Consider the following 18,655-nt stretch of genomic DNA (forward strand, 5'->3'; position numbering starts at 1 on the left):
CGACCTGGAGCCGCCGTACGCCTCGGCATGACGGGCGATGCTACCACTCCGGCGCCACCCCCCTGCCGGACGCGGTGTGCGGGGGCCCTTCCGACGGGCGAGGCCCGCCACCGCCGACACCAGCCGAAACTCCTCAGAACAGGCTCAGCGGGTCGACCTGGAGACGGACCGGGTCGGCGGCCTTGCGGGCGGCGCGAGCGCCGGCCGCCGAGTGCAGCGCCTCGGCGAGCGCGGCAGCCCGGGCCCGGGGCACCCGGACCAGCATCCGCTCCCGACCCTCCTCGGCCGGCACCGGCCCGAGCACCTCGGCGTCCTCGGGCAGCCGGGCCGCGGTGAGCAGGTCCGCCACCGCCTCGGCCGGGCCGGTGACGCTCGCCATCCGGACGGCCGGGGGGAAGCCCAACTCCCGGCGCTCGGCCAGCTCCCGGCCGGCGAACCAGCCCGCGTCCCAGCGCAGCAGCGCCTGCACCGGGGCGAGCGCGCCGTCGGCGACCACCACCACCCGCCCGGCCGGGGCCGGTCGGGCCAGCGCCGCCGCAGCCAGCCAGCGACGCAGCGCCTCCTCGCCGGCACGCAGGTCGGCCCGGGTCAGCAGGGCCCACGAGTCGAGCAGCAGCACCGCGCCGTAGCCGCCCTCGGCGACCGGTTCGGCACCGGGCGTGGCCACGACCAGGGCCGCGCCGCCGGGTACGTCGGTCAGCACCTCCTCGCGCCCGGAGGTGCGTACCGGCACGCCCGGGAACGCCCGGCCCAGTTCCTCGGCGGTCCGCCGGGCACCCGTCACCGCCGCCCGCAGCCGCCGCCCACCGCACTCCGGGCAGGCGTACGCGGCGGCCACCCGAGCGCACCACCGGCAGGCCGGGGTGCCGCCGGCCGAGGGCAGCGCGAGCGGGCCGGCACAGTGCGCGCAGCGCGCCGGGGTACGGCAGTCGGCGCAGGAGATCGACGGCAGGTAGCCGCGCCGGGGCACCTGCACCAGCACCGGCAGGTCCTGCCGCAGGGCGTCGCGGGCGGCCGTCCAGGCCAGGCTGGGCAGCCGGGCGGTGGCGGCCCCGGGGTCACGGGCCAGTTGGGGGTCGTCGCCGGTCGGCGCGATGGCCGGGATGCGCGCCCGCACGGTCGCGCGGTCGGCGACCACCTCCCGAGCCCAACCGGTCTCCAGCAGCAGTTGCGCCTCGGCGCTACGCGCGTAACCGCCGATCAGCGCCCCGGCCTCGGCGAGCTGGCCACGGGTGAGCAGCACGTCCCGGGCGTGTGGGTAGGGGGCCCGGGGTTCGGAGTGCAGGTCGTCGCCGTCGTCCCAGACGGCGACCAGACCGAGGCGGTCCACCGGGGCGAACATCGCCGCCCGGGTGCCGATCACCACCGGCACCTGTCCCCGGCGGGCGGCGAGGAAGGCTCGGTAGCGGCGCGCCGGCCCGAGCGCGGCGGTGAGGCTGACGTGCCGCCCCGGCCCGAGGACGGCGGTGAGCGCGGCGTCCAGCCGGTCGAGGTCGCGGGCGTCGGGCACCACGACGACCGCGCCGCGCCCCCCGGCCACGGTGGCGGCGACCGCGTCGGCGTAGCGGGCCGCCCAGTCCTCGCCCGGCAGCGCCGACCAGACCGCGCGGGGAGCCCGCCCGTCGGTGAGCGCCCGCAGCAGCGCGGGACCGGTCGGGTAGTCCTGCCAGCCGCGCGGGTCGACCAGCGCGTCCTCGGCGACCGCCGCCGGAGCGGGCTGGTCGTCGCGAGGCTCCTTCTCCACCCGCGCGTGCCGGGGCGGCACGGCGAGCCGGAGCACGTCGGCGAGGTTGCCCGCGTACCGGTCGGCGACCGCGCGGGCCAGCCGGGCGATCTCGGGTGCCAGCACCGGTTCCGGCGAGACCACCTTCTCCAGGTACGCGAGACGGCCGGTGTGCCCGGAGTCGTCGGCGCGGGACAGCAACCACCCGTCGACGAGTTGCCCGGCGAAACGCACCTTGACCCGGGTGCCGGGCACCGCCACCTCGTCCAGCTCGGCTGGCACCAGGTAGTCGAACGGCCGGTCCAGGTGCGCCAGCGGGACATCCACGCAGACGCGCGCGACCGGCGACCCGTCCGCGGGTCGCCGGTCGCTACGCCTGGTGGCGGTCAGGCTCCCGCGGCCGACTTGAGGTCGGCGGCCCGGTCGGTGCTCTCCCAGGTCAGGTCCGGCAACTCGCGGCCGAAGTGGCCGTACGCGGCGGTCTGCTGGTAGATCGGGCGGAGCAGGTTGAGGTCCCGGATGATCGCGGCCGGGCGCAGGTCGAACACCTCGGTGACGGCCTTCTCGATCGAGGAGACCGGCACGGTCTCGGTGCCGAACGTCTCGATGAACAGGCTGACCGGGTGCGCCTTGCCGATGGCGTAGGCGACCTGCGCCTCGCACCGCTCGGCCAGACCGGCGGCGACCACGTTCTTGGCGACCCAGCGCATGGCGTACGCGGCCGACCGGTCCACCTTCGACGGGTCCTTGCCGGAGAACGCGCCACCGCCGTGGCGGGCGTACCCGCCGTAGGTGTCCACGATGATCTTGCGGCCGGTCAGCCCGGCGTCACCCATCGGGCCGCCGATCTCGAACCGGCCGGTCGGGTTGACCAGCAGCCGGTAGCCGTCGGTGTCCAGGCCGAGGCTCTCCAGCTCGGGGGCGATGACGTGGTCGCGCACGTCCGGGGTGAGCAGCGAGTCCAGGGAGATGTCCGCGGCGTGCTGGCTGGACACGACGACGGTGTTCAGCCGGATCGGGCGCAGCCCTTCGTACTCGATGGTGACCTGGGTCTTGCCGTCCGGGCGCAGGTAGGGGATCGTGCCGTCCTTGCGGACCGCGGCGAGCCGGCGGGCCAGTCGGTGCGCGAGGGCGATCGGCAGCGGCATCAGCTCCGGCGTCTCGGAGCAGGCGAAGCCGAACATCATGCCCTGGTCGCCGGCGCCCTGCGCGTCCAGCGCGCTCTCCGACGCCCCGGTCCGCAGCTCGAAGGCGTTGTCCACGCCCTGAGCGATGTCCTCGGACTGTGCGCCGATGGAGACGCTGACCCCGCAGGAGGCGCCGTCGAAACCCTTCTTCGACGAGTCGTAACCGATGTCGAGGATGGTCCGGCGGACGATGGTCGGGATGTCGGCGTACGCCTTGGTGGTCACCTCACCGGCGATGTGCACCTGGCCAGTGGTGATCATGGTTTCCACCGCCACCCGGCTGTGCGGATCCTCGGCCAGCAGCGCGTCGAGGATGCCATCGCTGATCTGGTCGGCGATCTTGTCCGGGTGGCCTTCCGTGACCGATTCGGACGTGAAGAGACGGCGTGTCACGGCACTCCTAAGCGTGTGAGGTCGTTCCGCGGCAGTCTAATCACCACTGCGGCCGGTGTCGGGATCGGTCGCGCCCTTTACCACCCGTCAGGAACTGCCGGGCAGCCTCGCCACGACGAGATCCCACACCGCGTCGGCCACGGACTCCTTGGCCTGCTCGGGCAGCTGGGCGACCGAGCCGTCCGCGCCGATGACCGTCACCGTGTTGGTGTCGGCGCCGAAGACCAGGTCCGGACCGACCTCGTTGATCACGATGAGGTCGGCCCGCTTCCGGGTGAGTTTCGCCCGACCGTTGGCCTCGGCGTCGCCGGTCTCGGCGGCGAACACCACCAACAGTTGCCCCGGTCGCTTGCGCTGGCCGAGCTCCGCCGCGATGTCGGGATTCGTCACGAGCTCGATGGTGGGCGCGACACCATCGTCCGACTTCTTGATTTTGCCAGGCGCGTACGTCGCCGGCCGGAAATCGGCCGGAGCCGCCGCCATCACCACCGCGTCGGCCTCGACGGCGGCCTGCACCGTCGCCTCCCGCAGCTCGGCCGTGGTGCCCACCCGGATCAGGTCGACGCCGGCGGGGTCGGGAAGGGAGACGTTGGCGGCGATCAGGGTGACCTGGGCACCCCGGGCGACCGCCGCGCGGGCGAACGCGTACCCCTGCTTGCCGGAGGAGCGGTTACCCAGGAAGCGGACCGGGTCCAGCGGCTCCCGGGTGCCACCCGCGGTGACGAGCACGCGACGGCCGGCCAGGTCGGCGGGGGCGGAGCCGCCCCGGGCCAGCACCTGCCGGGCGACGGCGAAGATCTCCGCCGGGTCGGGCAGCCGCCCCTTGCCGGTGTCGGCGCCGGTGAGCCGGCCCACGGCGGGGTCGATGACCCGCACGCCCCGGGCGCGCAGCGTGGCGACGTTGGCCACGGTGGCCGGGTGCTCCCACATCTCGGTGTGCATGGCCGGAGCCAGCAGCACCGGGCAGCGGGCGGTCAGCAGGGTGTTGGTCAACAGGTCGTCGGCGAGCCCGTGCGCGGCCTTCGCGAGCAAATCGGTGGTGGTCGGCGCGACCACCACCAGATCGGCCTGCTTACCGAGGCGGACGTGCGGCACCTCGTGGACGTCGGTCCAGACGTCGTCGGCGACCGGCTGGCCGGAGAGCGCCGCCCAGGTCGGCGCCCCGACGAACCGGAGCGCCGACGCGGTCGGCACGACCCGAACCCGGTGACCGGATTCGGTGAAGAGTCGCAGCAGCTCGCACGCCTTGTAGGCGGCGATGCCGCCGCCGACCCCGAGGACGATCGAGGCGGACATCGGCCAGCGAGTGCTTACGGCTGGTCGGTCGGCTCGGCGGTGAGCAGGCCCGAGTTGATCTCGCGCATGGCGATGGAGAGGGGCTTCTCCTGGGGGGTGGTCTCGACGAGCGGGCCGACGTACTCCAGCAGACCCTCACCGAGCTGGCTGTAGTAGGCGTTGACCTGGCGCGCGCGCTTGGCGGCGAAGATGACCAGCGCGTACTTCGACGTCGTCTTCTCGAGGAGCTCGTCGATCGGCGGGTTGGTGATGCCTTCGGGGTTGGCGATGGATCCCACGAATTAACCTCTGCGTCTTTCGAGCCGCGCGGACGCGGTGCTGAGTCTCAACAGCGGCCGACCGTCAGCCACGCACGCGCGACCAGGTCGGATCCGGATAAGAAGAACCGAGTAAGCCTACCAGCTCTTCGACGACCCGCTCGGTGAGGTCGTGCGTCAGCGTGTGCTCGAAGGCCGCCGCCACCAGGGCGTCGGGTCGGTAACCCGGTGGGCTCAGCAGCACCAGCCGGGAGTCGGGCAACCGCGCGCGTACCAGCGGCGCACCGGGCAGGTCGAGCGGGAGCAACACCGGCTGCCCGGCGTCGAGCCGGGCACGCAGCGGTGGATACGGGGTGCCCCGGCGGTACGAGCCGATCCGGGACCACTCCAACAGCTCGCCCGCGACGAGCCGGCGATCGAACTCGGCCGGGGCGAGGAAGACGCGGTCGACCCCGTCGACCTCCGACTCGCGGCGCGGCCGCGTGGTCGCCGGCACGGGCAACCACACGGACGGAGAACGCGCCCGGACGAGCTCGACGACACTCTCCCTGCCGGAACCCGAAGGTCCAGCCAGGACAGTGAGCCGAGCCGCCGGGCGCGCCTCGTCATCCGTGCTCACTGCTTGTTTCTACACGCTGCCAGGTTCAGTTGGCGGCGAACTCTCCAAGCAGTGCCTTGCGCTGCTGCTCGCCGAGGCCACGCAGGCGACGGCTGTCGGCGATCTTGAGCTTCTCCATGATCTGGGTAGCCCGGATCTTGCCGATGCCCGGCATGGCCTGCAGGACGGCCGAAACCTTGAGCTTGCCGACGACGTCGTCGCTCTCGGCGCGCTCAAGGACAGCACCGAGGGTGGTCTTGCCCTGCTTGAGCTGCTCCTTCAGCTGAGCACGGGCCTTGCGGATCTCCGCGGCCTTCTCGAGCGCGGCAGCGCGTTGTTCGGGGGTCAGTGACGGGAGCGGCACCAGTTCTCCTCAGGTCCCTATCGCGGCGGGCGGGGCGCACCGCCGCATCTGTGAAACGTGGTGTCGCTGTGAACCAAGGGGTCCGTGGTTCCCAGCGCGGGGAAAACTAGCGGTCAACGGAGCTTTCGGCAACGTGGGGGGCCCATGATCAACGGAAAGTGACCGACCCGTCAGTCAGTCAGCGGGCAGGCAGAACGGCCCGGCAGTCGGCCAGAACCCGGTCCGCAGCGGCCCGCAGGGCAGCGACGTCGGGGCCTGCCGAGAGCACCTCCCGGGAGTACGACGGGAGCACCGAGGCGAGGCTCGAACCGAAGACGGTCCGCAGATCGGCTGCCCCGGCACCCTGCGCGCCGAGGCCCGGGGCGAGTAGCGGACCCCCTACGCCGGAGAGGTCGTGACCGGTGTCGCCGATGGTCGCCCCGACCACCAGACCGAAGCTCCCGAGCGGGCTCGCACCACTGTTGAGCTGGGAAATCTCGTCGATCACGGTTTGCGCCACGGTGCGGCCGTCGGCCGTACGGGCCCGCTGCACGGCCGCTCCCTCGGGGTTGGAGGTGAGAGCCAGTACGAACACCCCGCCGCCGTGCTCGGCGGCCAGTTCGAACATCGGCGCCAGCGAACCGACGCCGAGGTAGGGGCTCGCGGTGACCGCGTCGACATACAACGGGCTGGATGGATCAAGGTACGCGGAGGCGTACGCGCTCACCGTCGAACCGATGTCGCCGCGTTTCACGTCGAGGAGAACGAGCGAGCCAGCATCTCGTAACTGTCGGATAGTTGACTCAAGAATGGCCACGCCGTGGGACCCGAACCGCTCGAAAAAGGCCGACTGAGGCTTGACCACCGCAACCCGGTCACCGAGGGCTTCCACGACGGTCCGGGTGAAGCGGTCAAGGCCCTGAAGGTCGTCGGCGAGGCCCCAACTGGCCAGCAGACCGGGATGCGGGTCGATGCCCACACAGAGCGGCCCCCGCTCGGCGACCGCCCGGTGCAGCCGGGTTCCGAAGCTCTCCATCCGGTGCTCCCTCTCTCTTCTCGTCCGGGCGGCGACGCGCCTCCCGGGGGTACCCGTGGGGGTCAGCCGGCCGCCACGGCCGCCGCCACGCCGGACGCGATCCGGGCAAGGTCGGCGTCGTCGGTGACGTACGGCGGCATCGTGTAGACCAGATCGCGGAACGGGCGCAGCCACACCCCCCGCTCGGCCGCGGCCGTGGTGGCCGCGCCGAGGTCGACCTCGTGATCGAGCTGGACCACCCCGATCGCGCCGAGCACCCGCACGTCGGCAACGCCCGGCGTACCGCGCAGCGGCTCCAGGCCGGCGCGCAGGCCGGCGCCGACCCTGGCGACCTGCCCGGCCCAGTCCCCGGCCCGCAGCAGGCCGATGGAGGCGTTGGCCACCGCGCAGGCCAGGGGGTTGCCCATGAACGTGGGTCCGTGTGCCAGCACACCGGCGGCGGAGATGCCCCGGGCGACCTCCGGGGTGCAGAGCGTCGCCGCGAGCGTCAGGTAGCCTCCGGTGAGCGCCTTGCCCACGCACAGCACGTCCGGGGTCACCCCGGCGTGCTCGGCGGCGAACATCGCACCGGTACGGCCGAACCCGGTGGCGATCTCGTCGAAGATCAGCAGCACCCCGTTGGCGCGGGTCACCTCACGCAGCACCTGGAGGTAACCCGGGTGGTGGAAGCGCATCCCGCCGGCGCCCTGGACGACCGGCTCGACGACCACGGCGGCCAGTTCGTGGGCGTGCCGCTCGACGGTCTCCACCAACGCCGCCACGTAGGCGTCGTCGGGTGGGTCGTCGAAGCCGCCCGGCGGCACCGGGGCGAACACCTGTCGGGGCAGCACGTCGCCCCAGAGGTGGTGCATCCCGCCCTCCGGGTCGCAGACGCTCATCGGGTGGAACGTGTCACCGTGGTAGCCGCCCCGCCAGGTCGCCAACCGGCGCCGCTGCGGCTGCCCGACGGCCCGCTGGAACTGCAGGCACATCTTCACCGCCACCTCGACGCTCACCGACCCGGAGTCGGCCAGGAACACGTGCTCCAGGCCCTCCGGTGTCAGCTCGACCAGGGTGCGGGCGAGCTGCACGGCGGGCTCGTGGGTGAGCCCGCCGAACATCACGTGGCTCATCCGACCGAGCTGGTCGGTGACCGCCGCGTCCAGCACCGGGTGCCGGTACCCGTGGATCGCCGCCCACCAGGACGACATCCCGTCCACCAACTCACGCCCGTCGGCCAGCCGCAGCCGTACGCCCTCGGCGCTGCGCACCACGTAGGGCGGGTTCGCCGGTGGCAGTGCCGCGTACGGATGCCAGACGTGGGCCCGGTCGGCGGCCAGGATCTCCTCGGGGGTCACACGTACTCCTCTCGGGCGTGAAGCGGCCGCACGGCGGACGTCCCGCGGCCGGTCGAACCACTCCGTCGCCGCCTTTGCTCTGCACCCGCGGGCGCGACACCCGGTGGCCGGGTGCCGCGCCCCGGGGTGACGCACCCACGGGTGCAGAGCGACCGGGCGAAGGTGGTGCACCCACGGGTGCAGAGCAAAGGGTCCGTAGCGGGGGTGGGCTCCCTGGCGGGAAGCCGGCTCGGCGCCGGGTTGGGCCGAGCCGGCACCACGCCGGGTACGGTCACCGGCCGGCGACCCGATCCGGTGCCGCCGTCGTGGCCGACGCGCGGGCGACGGCACGGACCAGGGCCGGACCCCGGTAGATGAAACCGGTGTAGAGCTGGACCAGTGCGGCGCCGGCATCGAACATCCGCGCCGCGTCGTCCGGGTCGAGCACCCCGCCGACACCGACGATCGGTAGCCGGCCGCCGGTCTCGGAGTGCACGAAGGCGACCACCTCCCGAGCGCGCCCGGTGAGCGGACGACCGGAGAGACCACCGGCCTGGGCGCCGCGCTCGACGTCCGCCGAAGCCAGCCCGGTACGGGCCAGGGTGGTGTTGGTGGCGATCACCCCGGCGGCGCCTCGAGCCAGGCAGACCTCCAGCAGTTCGGCGATCGCCGCCTCGGTCAGATCAGGGGCGATCTTGACCAGCACCGGCTTCTCCCCCACCAGCGCGCCGAGCAGCGCGTCCAGGTGGGCGCGATCCTGCAACGAGCGCAGGCCCGGAGTGTTCGGTGAGGACACGTTCACCACGAAGTAGTCACCGTGCCCGCGCAACGCCCGGTACGAGGCGAGGTAGTCCTCGACCGCCTCGTCGAGCGGGGTCACCTTGGACTTGCCGAGCGAGATGCCCAGCGGCACCCCGAGCGGGCGCGGCAGCGCCGCCAGCCGGGCGGCCAACGCGGCGGCGCCGGCGTTGTTGAAGCCCATCCGGTTGACCACCGCCTCGCTGGCCGGCAGGCGGAACAGCCGCGGCCGGGGATTGCCCGGCTGGGCGTGCGCGGTGACCGTGCCGACCTCGACGAAGCCGAAGCCGAGCGCCGGCCAGGCCGGCAGCGCCGCCCCGTCCTTGTCCATCCCGGCGGCCAGCCCGACCGGGTTGGGGAACCGCACACCGAACACCGTGCGCGGCGCGTCGACCGCGTACCGGGCCCGCAGCGCGGCCAGGGCGGCCGGACGCCGCGACACAGTGGCCAACCGCCGCAGTGTCCACTCGTGCGCCGCCTCGGCGTCCCCGCCGCCGAGGCGGAACAACCGGGGTCGTACGACCCGCTCGAACAGGGTCACTGGGCCGCCCGCAGGGTGGCGTGCAGATCCTGCAGGGGGCGTACCCGCATGTCGCCCCGGAGCCGCGCCTCGATGCCCATGACGGCAGCGGCGGCACCGGGGACGGTGGTGATGCAGGGGATGTCCGCGGTGACGGCCGCGCTGCGGATCTCGTAGCCGTCGGAACGGGCGCTGGCACCCGAGCCCTGCGGCGTGTTGATCACCAGCGCCACGTGGCCGCCGCCGATCAGCGACACCGCGTCGTCGCCCTCGCCCGCCTGGTAGTGCTTGCGGATCTGCTCGCAGGCGATGCCGTGCCGGCGCAGCACCTCGGCCGTGCCGGCGGTCGCGACGATCTCGAAGCCCAGGTCGGCCAGCCGCTTGATCGGGAAGATCATGCCGCGCTTGTCCCGGTTGGCCACCGACACGAAGATCTTCCCGGCGGTCGGCAGCGAGCCGTACGCGGCCGACTGGCTCTTGGCGAACGCGTGCCCGAAGTTGGTGTCGATGCCCATCACCTCACCCGTCGACTTCATCTCCGGCCCGAGCAGCGAGTCGATCCCCTTGCCGGAGCGGGTCCGGAAACGCTTGAACGGCAGCACCGCCTCCTTGACCGCGACCGGCGCGTCGGCGGGCATCGTGCCCCCGTCACCGGTCGCCGGCAGCAGACCCTCGGCGCGCAGCTCGGCGATGGTGGCGCCGAGCGCGATCCGGGCCGCCGCCTTGGCCAGCGGCACCGCCGTCGCCTTGGAGACGAACGGAACGGTCCGCGACGCCCGCGGATTGGCCTCCAGCACGTAGAGCACGTCGTCCTTGAGCGCGTACTGCACGTTGAGCAGGCCACGGACGCCGACGCCACGCGCGATGGCCTCGGTGTAGCGGCGGACCTCGGCCAGGTGCGAACCGGCGAGGGTGATCGGCGGCAACGCGCAGGACGAGTCACCGGAGTGGATCCCGGCCTCCTCGATGTGCTCCATCACGCCGCCGATGTAGACCTCGCCGTCGGCGTCGCAGAGCGCGTCCACGTCGATCTCGATGGCGTCGTCGAGGAACCGGTCCACCAGCACCGGGTGATCCGGGGAGATGTCGGTAGCCCGCCCGATGTAGTCGCGCAGCGTCGGGTCGTCGTAGACGATCTCCATGCCCCGCCCGCCCAGCACGTACGACGGCCGGACCAGCACCGGGTAGCCGATTTCGTCGGCGATCGTCTTGGCCTCCTCGTACGAGGTGGCCATGCCGTGCGCGGGCGCGCGCAGCCCGGCCCGAGCCAGCACCGCGCCGAACGCGCCCCGCTCCTCGGCCAGGTGGATCGACTCCGGGGAGGTGCCGACGATTGGCACACCGGCGTCCTTGAGCCGCTGCGCCAACCCCAGCGGGGTCTGCCCACCGAGCTGAACGACCACCCCGACCACACCCGGCCCGCCGGCCGCCCGCCCGGACGAGTCCTCGGCGTGCCAGACCTCCACGACGTCCTCGAAGGTCAGCGGCTCGAAGTAGAGCCGGTCGGCGGTGTCGTAGTCGGTGGACACCGTCTCCGGGTTGCAGTTGACCATGACCGTCTCGTAACCGGCCCCCCGCAGCGCCTGCACCGCGTGCACACAGGAGTAGTCGAACTCGATGCCCTGGCCGATCCGGTTCGGGCCCGAGCCCAGGATCAGCACCTTCGGCCGGTTCGACGGCACGACCTCGGTCTCCAGGTCGTACGTCGAGTAGTGGTACGGCGTGGTCGCCTCGAACTCGGCCGCGCAGGTGTCCACCGTCTTGTAGACCGGACGCACGTCGAGGCGGTGCCGCAGGGTCCGTACGCCGTCCTCGGCGGCCAGCTCCGGGCGCAGCGCGGCGAGTTGCCGGTCGGACAGGCCGGCCCGCTTCGCCACCCGCAACAGGTCGGCGTCGAGCACCGGCGCGTCCACGATCTCCGCGCGCAGCTCGATCAGCGCGGCGATCTGGTCGAGGAACCACGGGTCGATCCCGCCCGAGGCCTCGGCGACCTCGGCGATCGACGCGCCGAGGCGCAGCGCCCGCTCCACCGTGTACAGCCGGCCGTCGTGCGGGATCCGCAACGCGGCGAGAGTGTCCGCGAGGGTGACGCCGGCCGGGTCCGGCACGGTCCAGAAACCGGCGGCCTTGGTTTCCATCGAGCGCATCGCCTTGTTCAGCGCCTCGGTGAAGTTGCGCCCGAGGCTCATCGCCTCGCCCACCGACTTCATCGTGGTGGTCAGCTCCGGGTCCGCGCCGGGGAACTTCTCGAACGCGAACCGGGGGATCTTCACCACCACGTAGTCCAGGGTCGGCTCGAAGGCCGCCGGGGTCTTCAGGGTGATGTCGTTGGGGATCTCGTCGAGGGTGTAGCCGATGGCCAGCTTCGCGGCGATCTTCGCGATCGGGAAGCCGGTCGCCTTGGAGGCCAACGCCGACGAACGGGACACCCGGGGGTTCATCTCGATCACGACGATCCGGCCGTCGACCGGGTTGACCGCGAACTGGATGTTGCAGCCACCAGTGTCCACCCCGACCTCGCGGAGCACGGCGATGCCCAGGTCACGCAGGCGCTGGTACTCCCGGTCGGTGAGGGTCATGGCCGGGGCCACGGTGACGCTGTCGCCGGTGTGCACACCCATCGGGTCGACGTTCTCGATCGAGCAGACCACCACCACGTTGTCGTGCCGGTCGCGCATCAGTTCGAGTTCGTACTCCTTCCAACCGAGCACGCTCTCCTCGATGAGGACCTCGTGCACCGGGCTGGCGGAGAGCCCGTCGCCGGCGATGCGGGCCAGGTCCTCCGGGGTGTGCGCCATGCCGGAACCCAGGCCACCCATGGTGAACGAGGGCCGGATCACCACCGGCAGACCCAGCTCGGCGACGGTCGCCTCGACCTCCTCCATCGAGTGGCAGACCCGGGAGCGGGGCACCAGCCCGGTCGGGTCGTCGACACCCAGCCGTACGCCGGCCTTCGCCACGATCTCCTTGAACAGCTGCCGGTCCTCGCCGCGGTTGATCGCGTCGATGTTCGCGCCGATCAACTCCACGCCGTACTTCTCCAGGACGCCGCCCTCGTGCAGGGCGACAGCCGTGTTCAGCGCGGTCTGCCCACCGAGGGTCGCCAGGATCGCGTCCGGGCGTTCCTTGGCGATGACCAGCTCCACGAACTCCGGGGTGATCGGCTCGACGTACGTCGCGTCGGCGAACTCCGGGTCCGTCATGATCGTCGCCGGGTTGGAGTTGACCAGGCTGACCCGGATCCCCTCACTGCGCAGCACCCGGCAGGCCTGGGTACCGGAGTAGTCGAACTCGCAGGCCTGCCCGATGACGATCGGCCCGGAGCCGATTACCAGGATGTGCTTGAGATCGGTCCGCTTAGGCATTGCTGCGCCCCTTGCTGTGGGTCCGGCCCTCGATGAGTTCGGCGAATCGGTCGAAGAGGTAGTCCGCGTCGTGCGGGCCGGCCGCCGCCTCCGGGTGGTACTGCACCGTGAAGGCGGGTACGTCCACGGCCCGCAGCCCCTCGACCACGTTGTCATTGAGGCAGACGTGCGACACCCGTACGCCACCGAAGTCGGTGTCGATCACCTGGTCGGGGACGACCGCGCCGTTGCCCGAGCCGGGGACCTGCACGGCGAAGCCATGGTTGTGGCTGGTCACCTCGACCTTGCCGGTGGCCCGGTCGAGCACCGGCTGGTTGATCCCCCGGTGGCCGTAGCCCAGCTTGTAGGTGCCGAAGCCGAGCGCCCGGCCGAGGATCTGGCTGCCGAAGCAGATGCCGAACAGCGGCACCTCCCGCCGCAGCGCCTCCCGGGCCAGGGCCACCGGAGCGTCCGCGGTGGCCGGGTCGCCCGGACCGGGCGACAGGAAGATCGCGTCGGCGCCGGTGGCGAGGAGCTGGTCGATGGTCGACGACGCCGGCAGCACGTGCGTGGTCACCCCGCGCGTGGCGAGCCGACGGGGCACGTTGCGCTTGATGCCCAGGTCCAGCGCCGCCACGGTGAACCGGTGCTCGCCGAGCGCCTCGACGACGTACGGCTCGGCGGTGGTCACCTCGGCGGACAGATCCGCGCCGGCCATCTGCGGCGCCTGGCGGACCCGGGTCAGCAGGCTCTGCGGGTCGCTGTCGACGCTGGAGATGCCGACCCGCATGGCGCCCCGCTCACGCAGGTGCCGGGTCAGCGCCCGGGTGTCCACCCCACTGATGCCCACCACGCCCTCGGTGGCGAGGCGGTCCTCGAGACCGCCGGTGGCCCGCCAGTTCGAGCCGATCCGGGCCGGGTCGCGCACGACGTAGCCGGCCACCCAGATCCGGCCGGACTCGTCGTCCTCGCCGTTGACGCCGGTGTTGCCGATGTGCGGCGCGGTCTGCACCACCACCTGCCGGTGGTACGACGGGTCGGTGAGCGTCTCCTGGTAACCGGTCATGCCGGTGTTGAAGACCGCCTCGCCGAAGGTCTCCCCGACGCTGCCGTACGCCTCACCGGGGAACGTGCGCCCGTCCTCGAGCACCAGGATTGCGGGTCTGCGCTTGACCATTACTTGACAGCCTTTCCGTCCAGGACCGTCGGCTCGCCACGCAGGAAGGTCGCCACGATGCGACCCGGCAGCGTCATGCGGGCGTACGGGGTGTTGCGACTGCGACTGGCCAGCTCCGCCGGGTCGATGGTGCGGCGGGCGGCCGGGTCGACCAGGGTCAGGTTGGCCGGAACGCCGGGTGCCGGGTCGACGCCGTGCCCGGTCAGCCCCGCGATCCGGGCGGGGGTACGCGACATCCGCTCGGCGATCAGGTCCCACTCCGGGCCGAGCACGTCGAGCGCGATGGACAGGGCCGTCTCCAGACCGAGCATCCCCGGCCGGGCGTACGCCCACTCGCACTCCTTGTCCTCCACGGCGTGCGGGGCGTGGTCGGTGGCGATGATGTCGATGACGCCGTCGGCGAGCGCGGCGCGCAGCGCGGCGATGTCCGCAGCCGTCCGCAGCGGCGGGTTGACCTTGAAGACCGGGTCGTAGGTCTCCGCACGCTCGTCGGTGAGCAGCAGGTGGTGCGGGGTGACCTCGGCGGTGACGCGGACCCCGCGTGCCTTTGCCTGGCGCAGCACCTCGACGCTGCCGGCGGTGGAGACGTGGCAGACGTGCAGTCGGCTGCCGACGTGTTCGGCGAGCAGCACGTCGCGGGCGATGATCGCCTCCTCGGCGACCGCCGGCCAGCCGATCAGCCCGAGCCGGGTGGAGACCTCGCCCTCGTGCATCTGGGCGCCCTCGGTGAGCCGGGGCTCCTCGGCGTGCTGGGCGATGATCCCGTCGAACGCCTTGACGTACTCCAGGGCCCGGCGCATCAGCTTCGGGTCGGCGACGCAGTGCCCGTCGTCGGAGAAGATCCGCACCCGGGCCGCGGAGTCGGCCATCGCGCCCAGCTCGGCCAGACGCTCGCCGGCCAGCCCGACGGTGACCGCGCCGATCGGTTGCACGTCGACCAGGCCGGCTTCCCGGCCGAGCCGCCAGACCTGCTCGACCACACCGGCGGTGTCCGCGACCGGGGAGGTGTTCGCCATGGCGCAGACCGCCGTGTAGCCGCCCAGGGCCGCCGCGCGGGAGCCGGACTCGACGGTCTCGGCGTCCTCCCGGCCGGGCTCGCGCAGGTGGGTGTGCAGGTCGACGAGGCCGGGCAGGGCGACCAGCCCGGTGCCGTCGACGCCTCCTGCGTCCGGCGCGGACAGGCCGGAGCCGACCTCGGCGACCACGCCGTCGCGGATCAGCAGGTCGGTCGGCGGGCCACCGACGACACTCACGTTGGTGATCAGGTACGCGCTCACCGGTTGTTCCCTCCGAGCAGCAGGTAAAGGACAGCCATCCGCACGGAGACCCCGTTGGTGACCTGTTCGACGATGGTGGAGCGGGGTGAGTCGGCGACCTCGGGAGTGATCTCCATCCCCCGGTTCATCGGGCCGGGGTGCATGACGATCGCGTGCTCGGGCAGCCGGCGCATCCGAGGGCCGTCCAGCCCGTAGCGGCGGGCGTACTCGCGCGCGGAGGGGAAGTAGGAGTCGTTCATCCGCTCCCGCTGCACCCGCAGCATCATCACCACGTCCACGTCGGGCAGCACGGAGTCGAGGTCGTAGGAGACGTCGGTGCCGGGGGCGAGGGCTCCGACGATGTCGACCGGGATGAGGGTCGGCGGGCCGACCAGGGTGACCTTGGCGCCGAGGGTGGAGAGCAGCAGCACGTTGGAGCGGGCGACCCGGGAGTGCAGCACGTCCCCGACCACCGCGACCGACAGGCCGGCCAGCCGGCCCAGCCGGGCCCGCATGGTGTACGCGTCCAGCAGCGCCTGGGTGGGGTGTTCGTGGGTGCCGTCGCCGGCGTTGACGACCGACCCGTCGACCCAGTTGGCCAGTCGGTGCGGAGCGCCGGAGGCGGGGTGCCGGACGACGACGGCGTCGGCGCCCATGGCCTGCAGGGTCAACGCGGTGTCCTTCAGGCTCTCGCCCTTGGTGACGCTGGACCCCTTCGCGGAAAAGTTGATCACGTCGGCGCTGAGTCGCTTCGCCGCCGCCTCGAACGAGATCCGGGTACGGGTGGAGTCCTCGTAGAAGAGGTTCACCACGGTCCGGCCGCGCAGCGCGGGAAGTTTCTTGATCTCCCGGCCGGCGACGGTGGCCATCTCGGCGGCGGTGTCCAGGATCTCGGTGGCGGTGGCGGCGTCCAGGTCCGCACCGGAGAGCAGATGCTTGATCATGAGGCGGTTCCCCCGTACAGCTTGACCTCGTCCGTCCCGTCGATCTCGGCGAGCGTCACCTTCACGCTCTCGGCGAGCGAGGTCGGGATGTTCTTGCCGACGTAGTCGGCGCGGATCGGCAGCTCCCGGTGTCCGCGATCGACCAGGACGGCGAGTTGCACGGAAGCCGGGCGGCCGACGTCGTTGAGCGCGTCGAGCGCGGCCCGGACGGTGCGGCCGGAGAACAGCACGTCGTCGACGAGGATGACCCGCTTGCCGTCGATGCCGCCGGACGGCAACTCGGTCGGGCCGACCGCGCGGGTGGCGTGCCGGCGCAGGTCGTCGCGGTAGAGGGTGATGTCGAGCACACCGACGGGAACGGCGACGTCCTCGAAGGTGCTGATCCGGTCGGCGAGCCGCCGAGCGAGGGGGGTACCTCTCGTGGGAATCCCAAGAAGCACCGTGTTGGCGGCACCCTGGGTCTTCTCCAGGATCTGGTGGGCGATGCGGTCGACCACGCGCTGCACGTCGGCGCTGGCGAGGATCACCTTCACCGAGGGTTGTCGCGGTGGTGACGAGCGGGCAGCCGGTGGGTATGCCACGGCGGACCTCCTTCCCCGCCTCACGGGACGGGTCGTTAAAGGATGTCGGGCACCTCCGGCCGGACCGTAGGAACGGACCTGGGCCGGGGCTTCACGCCACGTTACCAGTGGTCACCGGGCCGATGGACGGCGGCCGCTGACCACCGGATCAGCACCACGAAACGGCGATAACTTCCCGGACGCTCCTCAACGGTAGGGTCACGACCACTTGACCACGTGTCGCATTCCCCGTACCGTCACGCTCCGTAGCGATCGACGGGAGAACCCCGAGCAGCACTGGGAGTGTCCGAATGCCCTCTGAATACGCCAAGTCGCTGGGCGCCCGCCTGCGCTCCATCCGCCAACAGCAGGGTCTCTCCCTGCAGGGTGTGGAGGAGAAGTCGAACGGCCGGTGGAAGGCCGTGGTGGTCGGCTCGTACGAGCGCGGCGACCGGGCCGTGACGGTGTCCCGTCTGGCCGAGTTGGCCGAGTTCTACCGTGTCCCCGTCTCGGAGTTGCTGCCTGACGGCAGCGGCGTCCGGCACGAGCCCACCAGCAAGATCGTCCTGGACCTGGAGCGGCTCTACGACGAGGCCTCCGAGGACCTGGCCTACGTCGCGCGCTACGCCCGCGCCATCCAGCAGCAGCGTGGTGACTACAACGGCCGGGTGCTCTCCATCCGCGCCGACGACCTGCGGGCACTCGCGATCGTGTACGACGCCTCACCGTCGGGCCTGATCGAGCGGCTCACCGAGCACGGTGTGCTGGTGGCCGACCCCCGGGCGTTCTTCGCCTCCTGAGCGGTAGCTCCACCCGAAAGGGCCCGTGCCGGATGGCACGGGCCCTTTTCGATCGTGGTGCTGGTGCCGGCTCGATCAGCGGGTGGCGTACTCGGCGATCCGGCCGAGCACCCCGTTGAGGAAGCGCGGCGAGTCGTCGGTGGACATCTGCCGGGCCAGCTCCACGGCCTCGCTGATCGCCACCGCGTCGTCGATCTCGTCGACGTAGAGCAACTCGTAGACAGCGATCCGGGCCAGATTCCGGTCGACGACCGGCATCCGCTCCAGCGTCCAACCCTCGGCGTAGCTGGCGATCAGCTCGTCGATCCGGTTGAGGTTCTCGGCGACACCCTCGACCAGACCCACCGCGTAGCCCAGGTGCTCCGGTCGGGGCTGCTCGATCCGCTGCACGTAGCCGGCGAGCACCTCCACCGGAGGCTTGTCCCGTAGGTCGGCCTCGTAGAGGACATCCAGCGCCCGCTTGCGCGCCTTGCGGCGCGCCGGCATCTGCTGCTTGGAACCCTCAGCCATCAGGCGCGGCCGAGGTAACGGCCGTCGCGGGTGTCGACCTTGATCTTCTCACCGGTGGTGATGAACAGCGGCACCTGCACGGTGGCGCCGGTCTCCACCGTCGCCGGCTTGTTGCCACCGGTCGAACGGTCGCCCTGCAGGCCAGGCTCGGTGTAGGTGACCTCCAGCACAACGCTGGTGGGCAGCTCGATGTAGAGCGGCACCCCCTCGTGCTGGGCGACGGTCGCCTCCGCCTCGGGCAGCAGGTAGTTGGCTGCCTCGCCGACGGTGCCGCCAGGCACGGTGATCTGGTCGAAGGTCTCCAGATCCATGAAGACGAAGTCCTCGCCGTCGGCGTACAGGTATTGCATCGTGCGCTTGTCAACGGTCGCGGTCTCGACCTTGGTGCCCGCGTTGAAGGTCTTGTCGACCACCTTCCCGGACAGCACGTTCTTCAGCGTGGTGCGCACGAAGGCACCACCCTTACCGGGCTTGACGTGCTGGAACTCGACGACGGCCCAGAGCTCGCCGTCCAGGTTGAGTACCAGGCCGTTTTTGAGGTCGTTGGTGGAGGCCATTTCCTGCCTTGATCATCAATTGGCGGACAGACCTGGGAAG

Annotated in this window: 17 protein-coding genes; 1 reads left to right on the plus strand and 16 read right to left on the minus strand. The window is 71.9% G+C overall.

Annotated features, from left to right (window positions below; translation table 11 throughout):
* Window positions 1-133: 133 nt before the first annotated feature.
* The 14 genes from ABGB10_RS19390 to pyrR all read right to left on the minus strand — a co-directional run bounded on the left by ABGB10_RS19390 (window position 134) and on the right by pyrR (window position 16,769).
* Window positions 134-2,050, minus strand: a complete 1,917-nt coding sequence (locus tag ABGB10_RS19390; protein WP_347662258.1) for a primosomal protein N' — start codon at window positions 2,048-2,050, stop codon at window positions 134-136.
* A 59-nt stretch (window positions 2,051-2,109) separates the two neighbouring features.
* Complete coding sequence (gene metK / locus ABGB10_RS19395) at window positions 2,110-3,303, minus strand: methionine adenosyltransferase (RefSeq protein ID WP_347662259.1); 1,194 nt, start codon at window positions 3,301-3,303, stop codon at window positions 2,110-2,112.
* 87 nt (window positions 3,304-3,390) lie between these two features.
* Window positions 3,391-4,599, minus strand: coding sequence for a bifunctional phosphopantothenoylcysteine decarboxylase/phosphopantothenate--cysteine ligase CoaBC (gene coaBC / locus ABGB10_RS19400; protein ID WP_347662260.1), 1,209 nt, complete (start codon window positions 4,597-4,599; stop codon window positions 3,391-3,393).
* A gap of 14 nt (window positions 4,600-4,613) precedes the next feature.
* The gene (gene rpoZ / locus ABGB10_RS19405) at window positions 4,614-4,877 is read right to left on the minus strand and encodes a DNA-directed RNA polymerase subunit omega (protein ID WP_030335666.1); all 264 of its coding nucleotides are present in this window, start codon (window positions 4,875-4,877) and stop codon (window positions 4,614-4,616) included.
* Between the two features lie 64 nt (window positions 4,878-4,941).
* Window positions 4,942-5,475: a guanylate kinase gene (locus ABGB10_RS19410; RefSeq protein ID WP_347662261.1), complete on the minus strand. Its 534-nt coding sequence runs from the start codon at window positions 5,473-5,475 to the stop codon at window positions 4,942-4,944.
* A gap of 25 nt (window positions 5,476-5,500) precedes the next feature.
* On the minus strand, window positions 5,501-5,818 hold the full coding sequence (gene mihF / locus ABGB10_RS19415; RefSeq protein WP_030335662.1) for an integration host factor, actinobacterial type: 318 nt from the start codon (window positions 5,816-5,818) through the stop codon (window positions 5,501-5,503).
* A gap of 178 nt (window positions 5,819-5,996) precedes the next feature.
* Window positions 5,997-6,833, minus strand: coding sequence for an orotidine-5'-phosphate decarboxylase (pyrF, locus tag ABGB10_RS19420; RefSeq protein ID WP_347662262.1), 837 nt, complete (start codon window positions 6,831-6,833; stop codon window positions 5,997-5,999).
* A gap of 62 nt (window positions 6,834-6,895) precedes the next feature.
* Entirely contained in the window at window positions 6,896-8,170 is a 1,275-nt protein-coding gene (locus tag ABGB10_RS19425) for an adenosylmethionine--8-amino-7-oxononanoate transaminase (RefSeq protein ID WP_347662263.1), read from the minus strand.
* A gap of 271 nt (window positions 8,171-8,441) precedes the next feature.
* The gene (locus ABGB10_RS19430) at window positions 8,442-9,488 is read right to left on the minus strand and encodes a quinone-dependent dihydroorotate dehydrogenase (RefSeq protein ID WP_347662264.1); all 1,047 of its coding nucleotides are present in this window, start codon (window positions 9,486-9,488) and stop codon (window positions 8,442-8,444) included.
* Window positions 9,485-12,832 carry a carbamoyl-phosphate synthase large subunit gene (carB, locus tag ABGB10_RS19435; RefSeq protein ID WP_347662265.1) on the minus strand — a complete coding sequence of 1,116 codons (3,348 nt, stop codon included), beginning with the start codon at window positions 12,830-12,832 and terminating at the stop codon, window positions 9,485-9,487. Before carB ends, ABGB10_RS19430 begins: the two co-directional genes overlap by 4 nt.
* The gene (gene carA / locus ABGB10_RS19440; protein WP_347662266.1) at window positions 12,825-13,988 is read right to left on the minus strand and encodes a glutamine-hydrolyzing carbamoyl-phosphate synthase small subunit; all 1,164 of its coding nucleotides are present in this window, start codon (window positions 13,986-13,988) and stop codon (window positions 12,825-12,827) included. Before carA ends, carB begins: the two co-directional genes overlap by 8 nt.
* The gene (locus ABGB10_RS19445; RefSeq protein ID WP_347662267.1) at window positions 13,988-15,265 is read right to left on the minus strand and encodes a dihydroorotase; all 1,278 of its coding nucleotides are present in this window, start codon (window positions 15,263-15,265) and stop codon (window positions 13,988-13,990) included. The genes carA and ABGB10_RS19445 overlap by 1 nt, the downstream gene beginning before the upstream one ends.
* On the minus strand, window positions 15,262-16,188 hold the full coding sequence (locus tag ABGB10_RS19450; RefSeq protein ID WP_347662268.1) for an aspartate carbamoyltransferase catalytic subunit: 927 nt from the start codon (window positions 16,186-16,188) through the stop codon (window positions 15,262-15,264). Before ABGB10_RS19450 ends, ABGB10_RS19445 begins: the two co-directional genes overlap by 4 nt.
* Entirely contained in the window at window positions 16,185-16,769 is a 585-nt protein-coding gene (pyrR, locus tag ABGB10_RS19455) for a bifunctional pyr operon transcriptional regulator/uracil phosphoribosyltransferase PyrR (RefSeq protein ID WP_196922317.1), read from the minus strand. Before pyrR ends, ABGB10_RS19450 begins: the two co-directional genes overlap by 4 nt.
* Window positions 16,770-17,059: 290 nt before the next feature.
* On the opposite strand from pyrR, the gene ABGB10_RS19460 reads away from it, so the two are divergent.
* The gene (locus ABGB10_RS19460; RefSeq protein ID WP_007458348.1) at window positions 17,060-17,548 is read left to right on the plus strand and encodes a transcriptional regulator; all 489 of its coding nucleotides are present in this window, start codon (window positions 17,060-17,062) and stop codon (window positions 17,546-17,548) included.
* A gap of 75 nt (window positions 17,549-17,623) precedes the next feature.
* Here ABGB10_RS19460 and nusB read toward each other — a convergent pair whose 3' ends face one another.
* Together nusB and efp are read right to left on the minus strand one after the other, a co-directional pair.
* Window positions 17,624-18,034 carry a transcription antitermination factor NusB gene (nusB, locus tag ABGB10_RS19465; RefSeq protein WP_278142245.1) on the minus strand — a complete coding sequence of 137 codons (411 nt, stop codon included), beginning with the start codon at window positions 18,032-18,034 and terminating at the stop codon, window positions 17,624-17,626.
* Between the two features lie 23 nt (window positions 18,035-18,057).
* Complete coding sequence (efp, locus tag ABGB10_RS19470) at window positions 18,058-18,615, minus strand: elongation factor P (RefSeq protein WP_088990319.1); 558 nt, start codon at window positions 18,613-18,615, stop codon at window positions 18,058-18,060.
* Window positions 18,616-18,655 lie beyond the last annotated feature (40 nt).

The sequence above is a fragment of the Micromonospora sp. B9E7 genome (genome assembly GCF_039871815.1).
Classification (GTDB): domain Bacteria; phylum Actinomycetota; class Actinomycetes; order Mycobacteriales; family Micromonosporaceae; genus Micromonospora.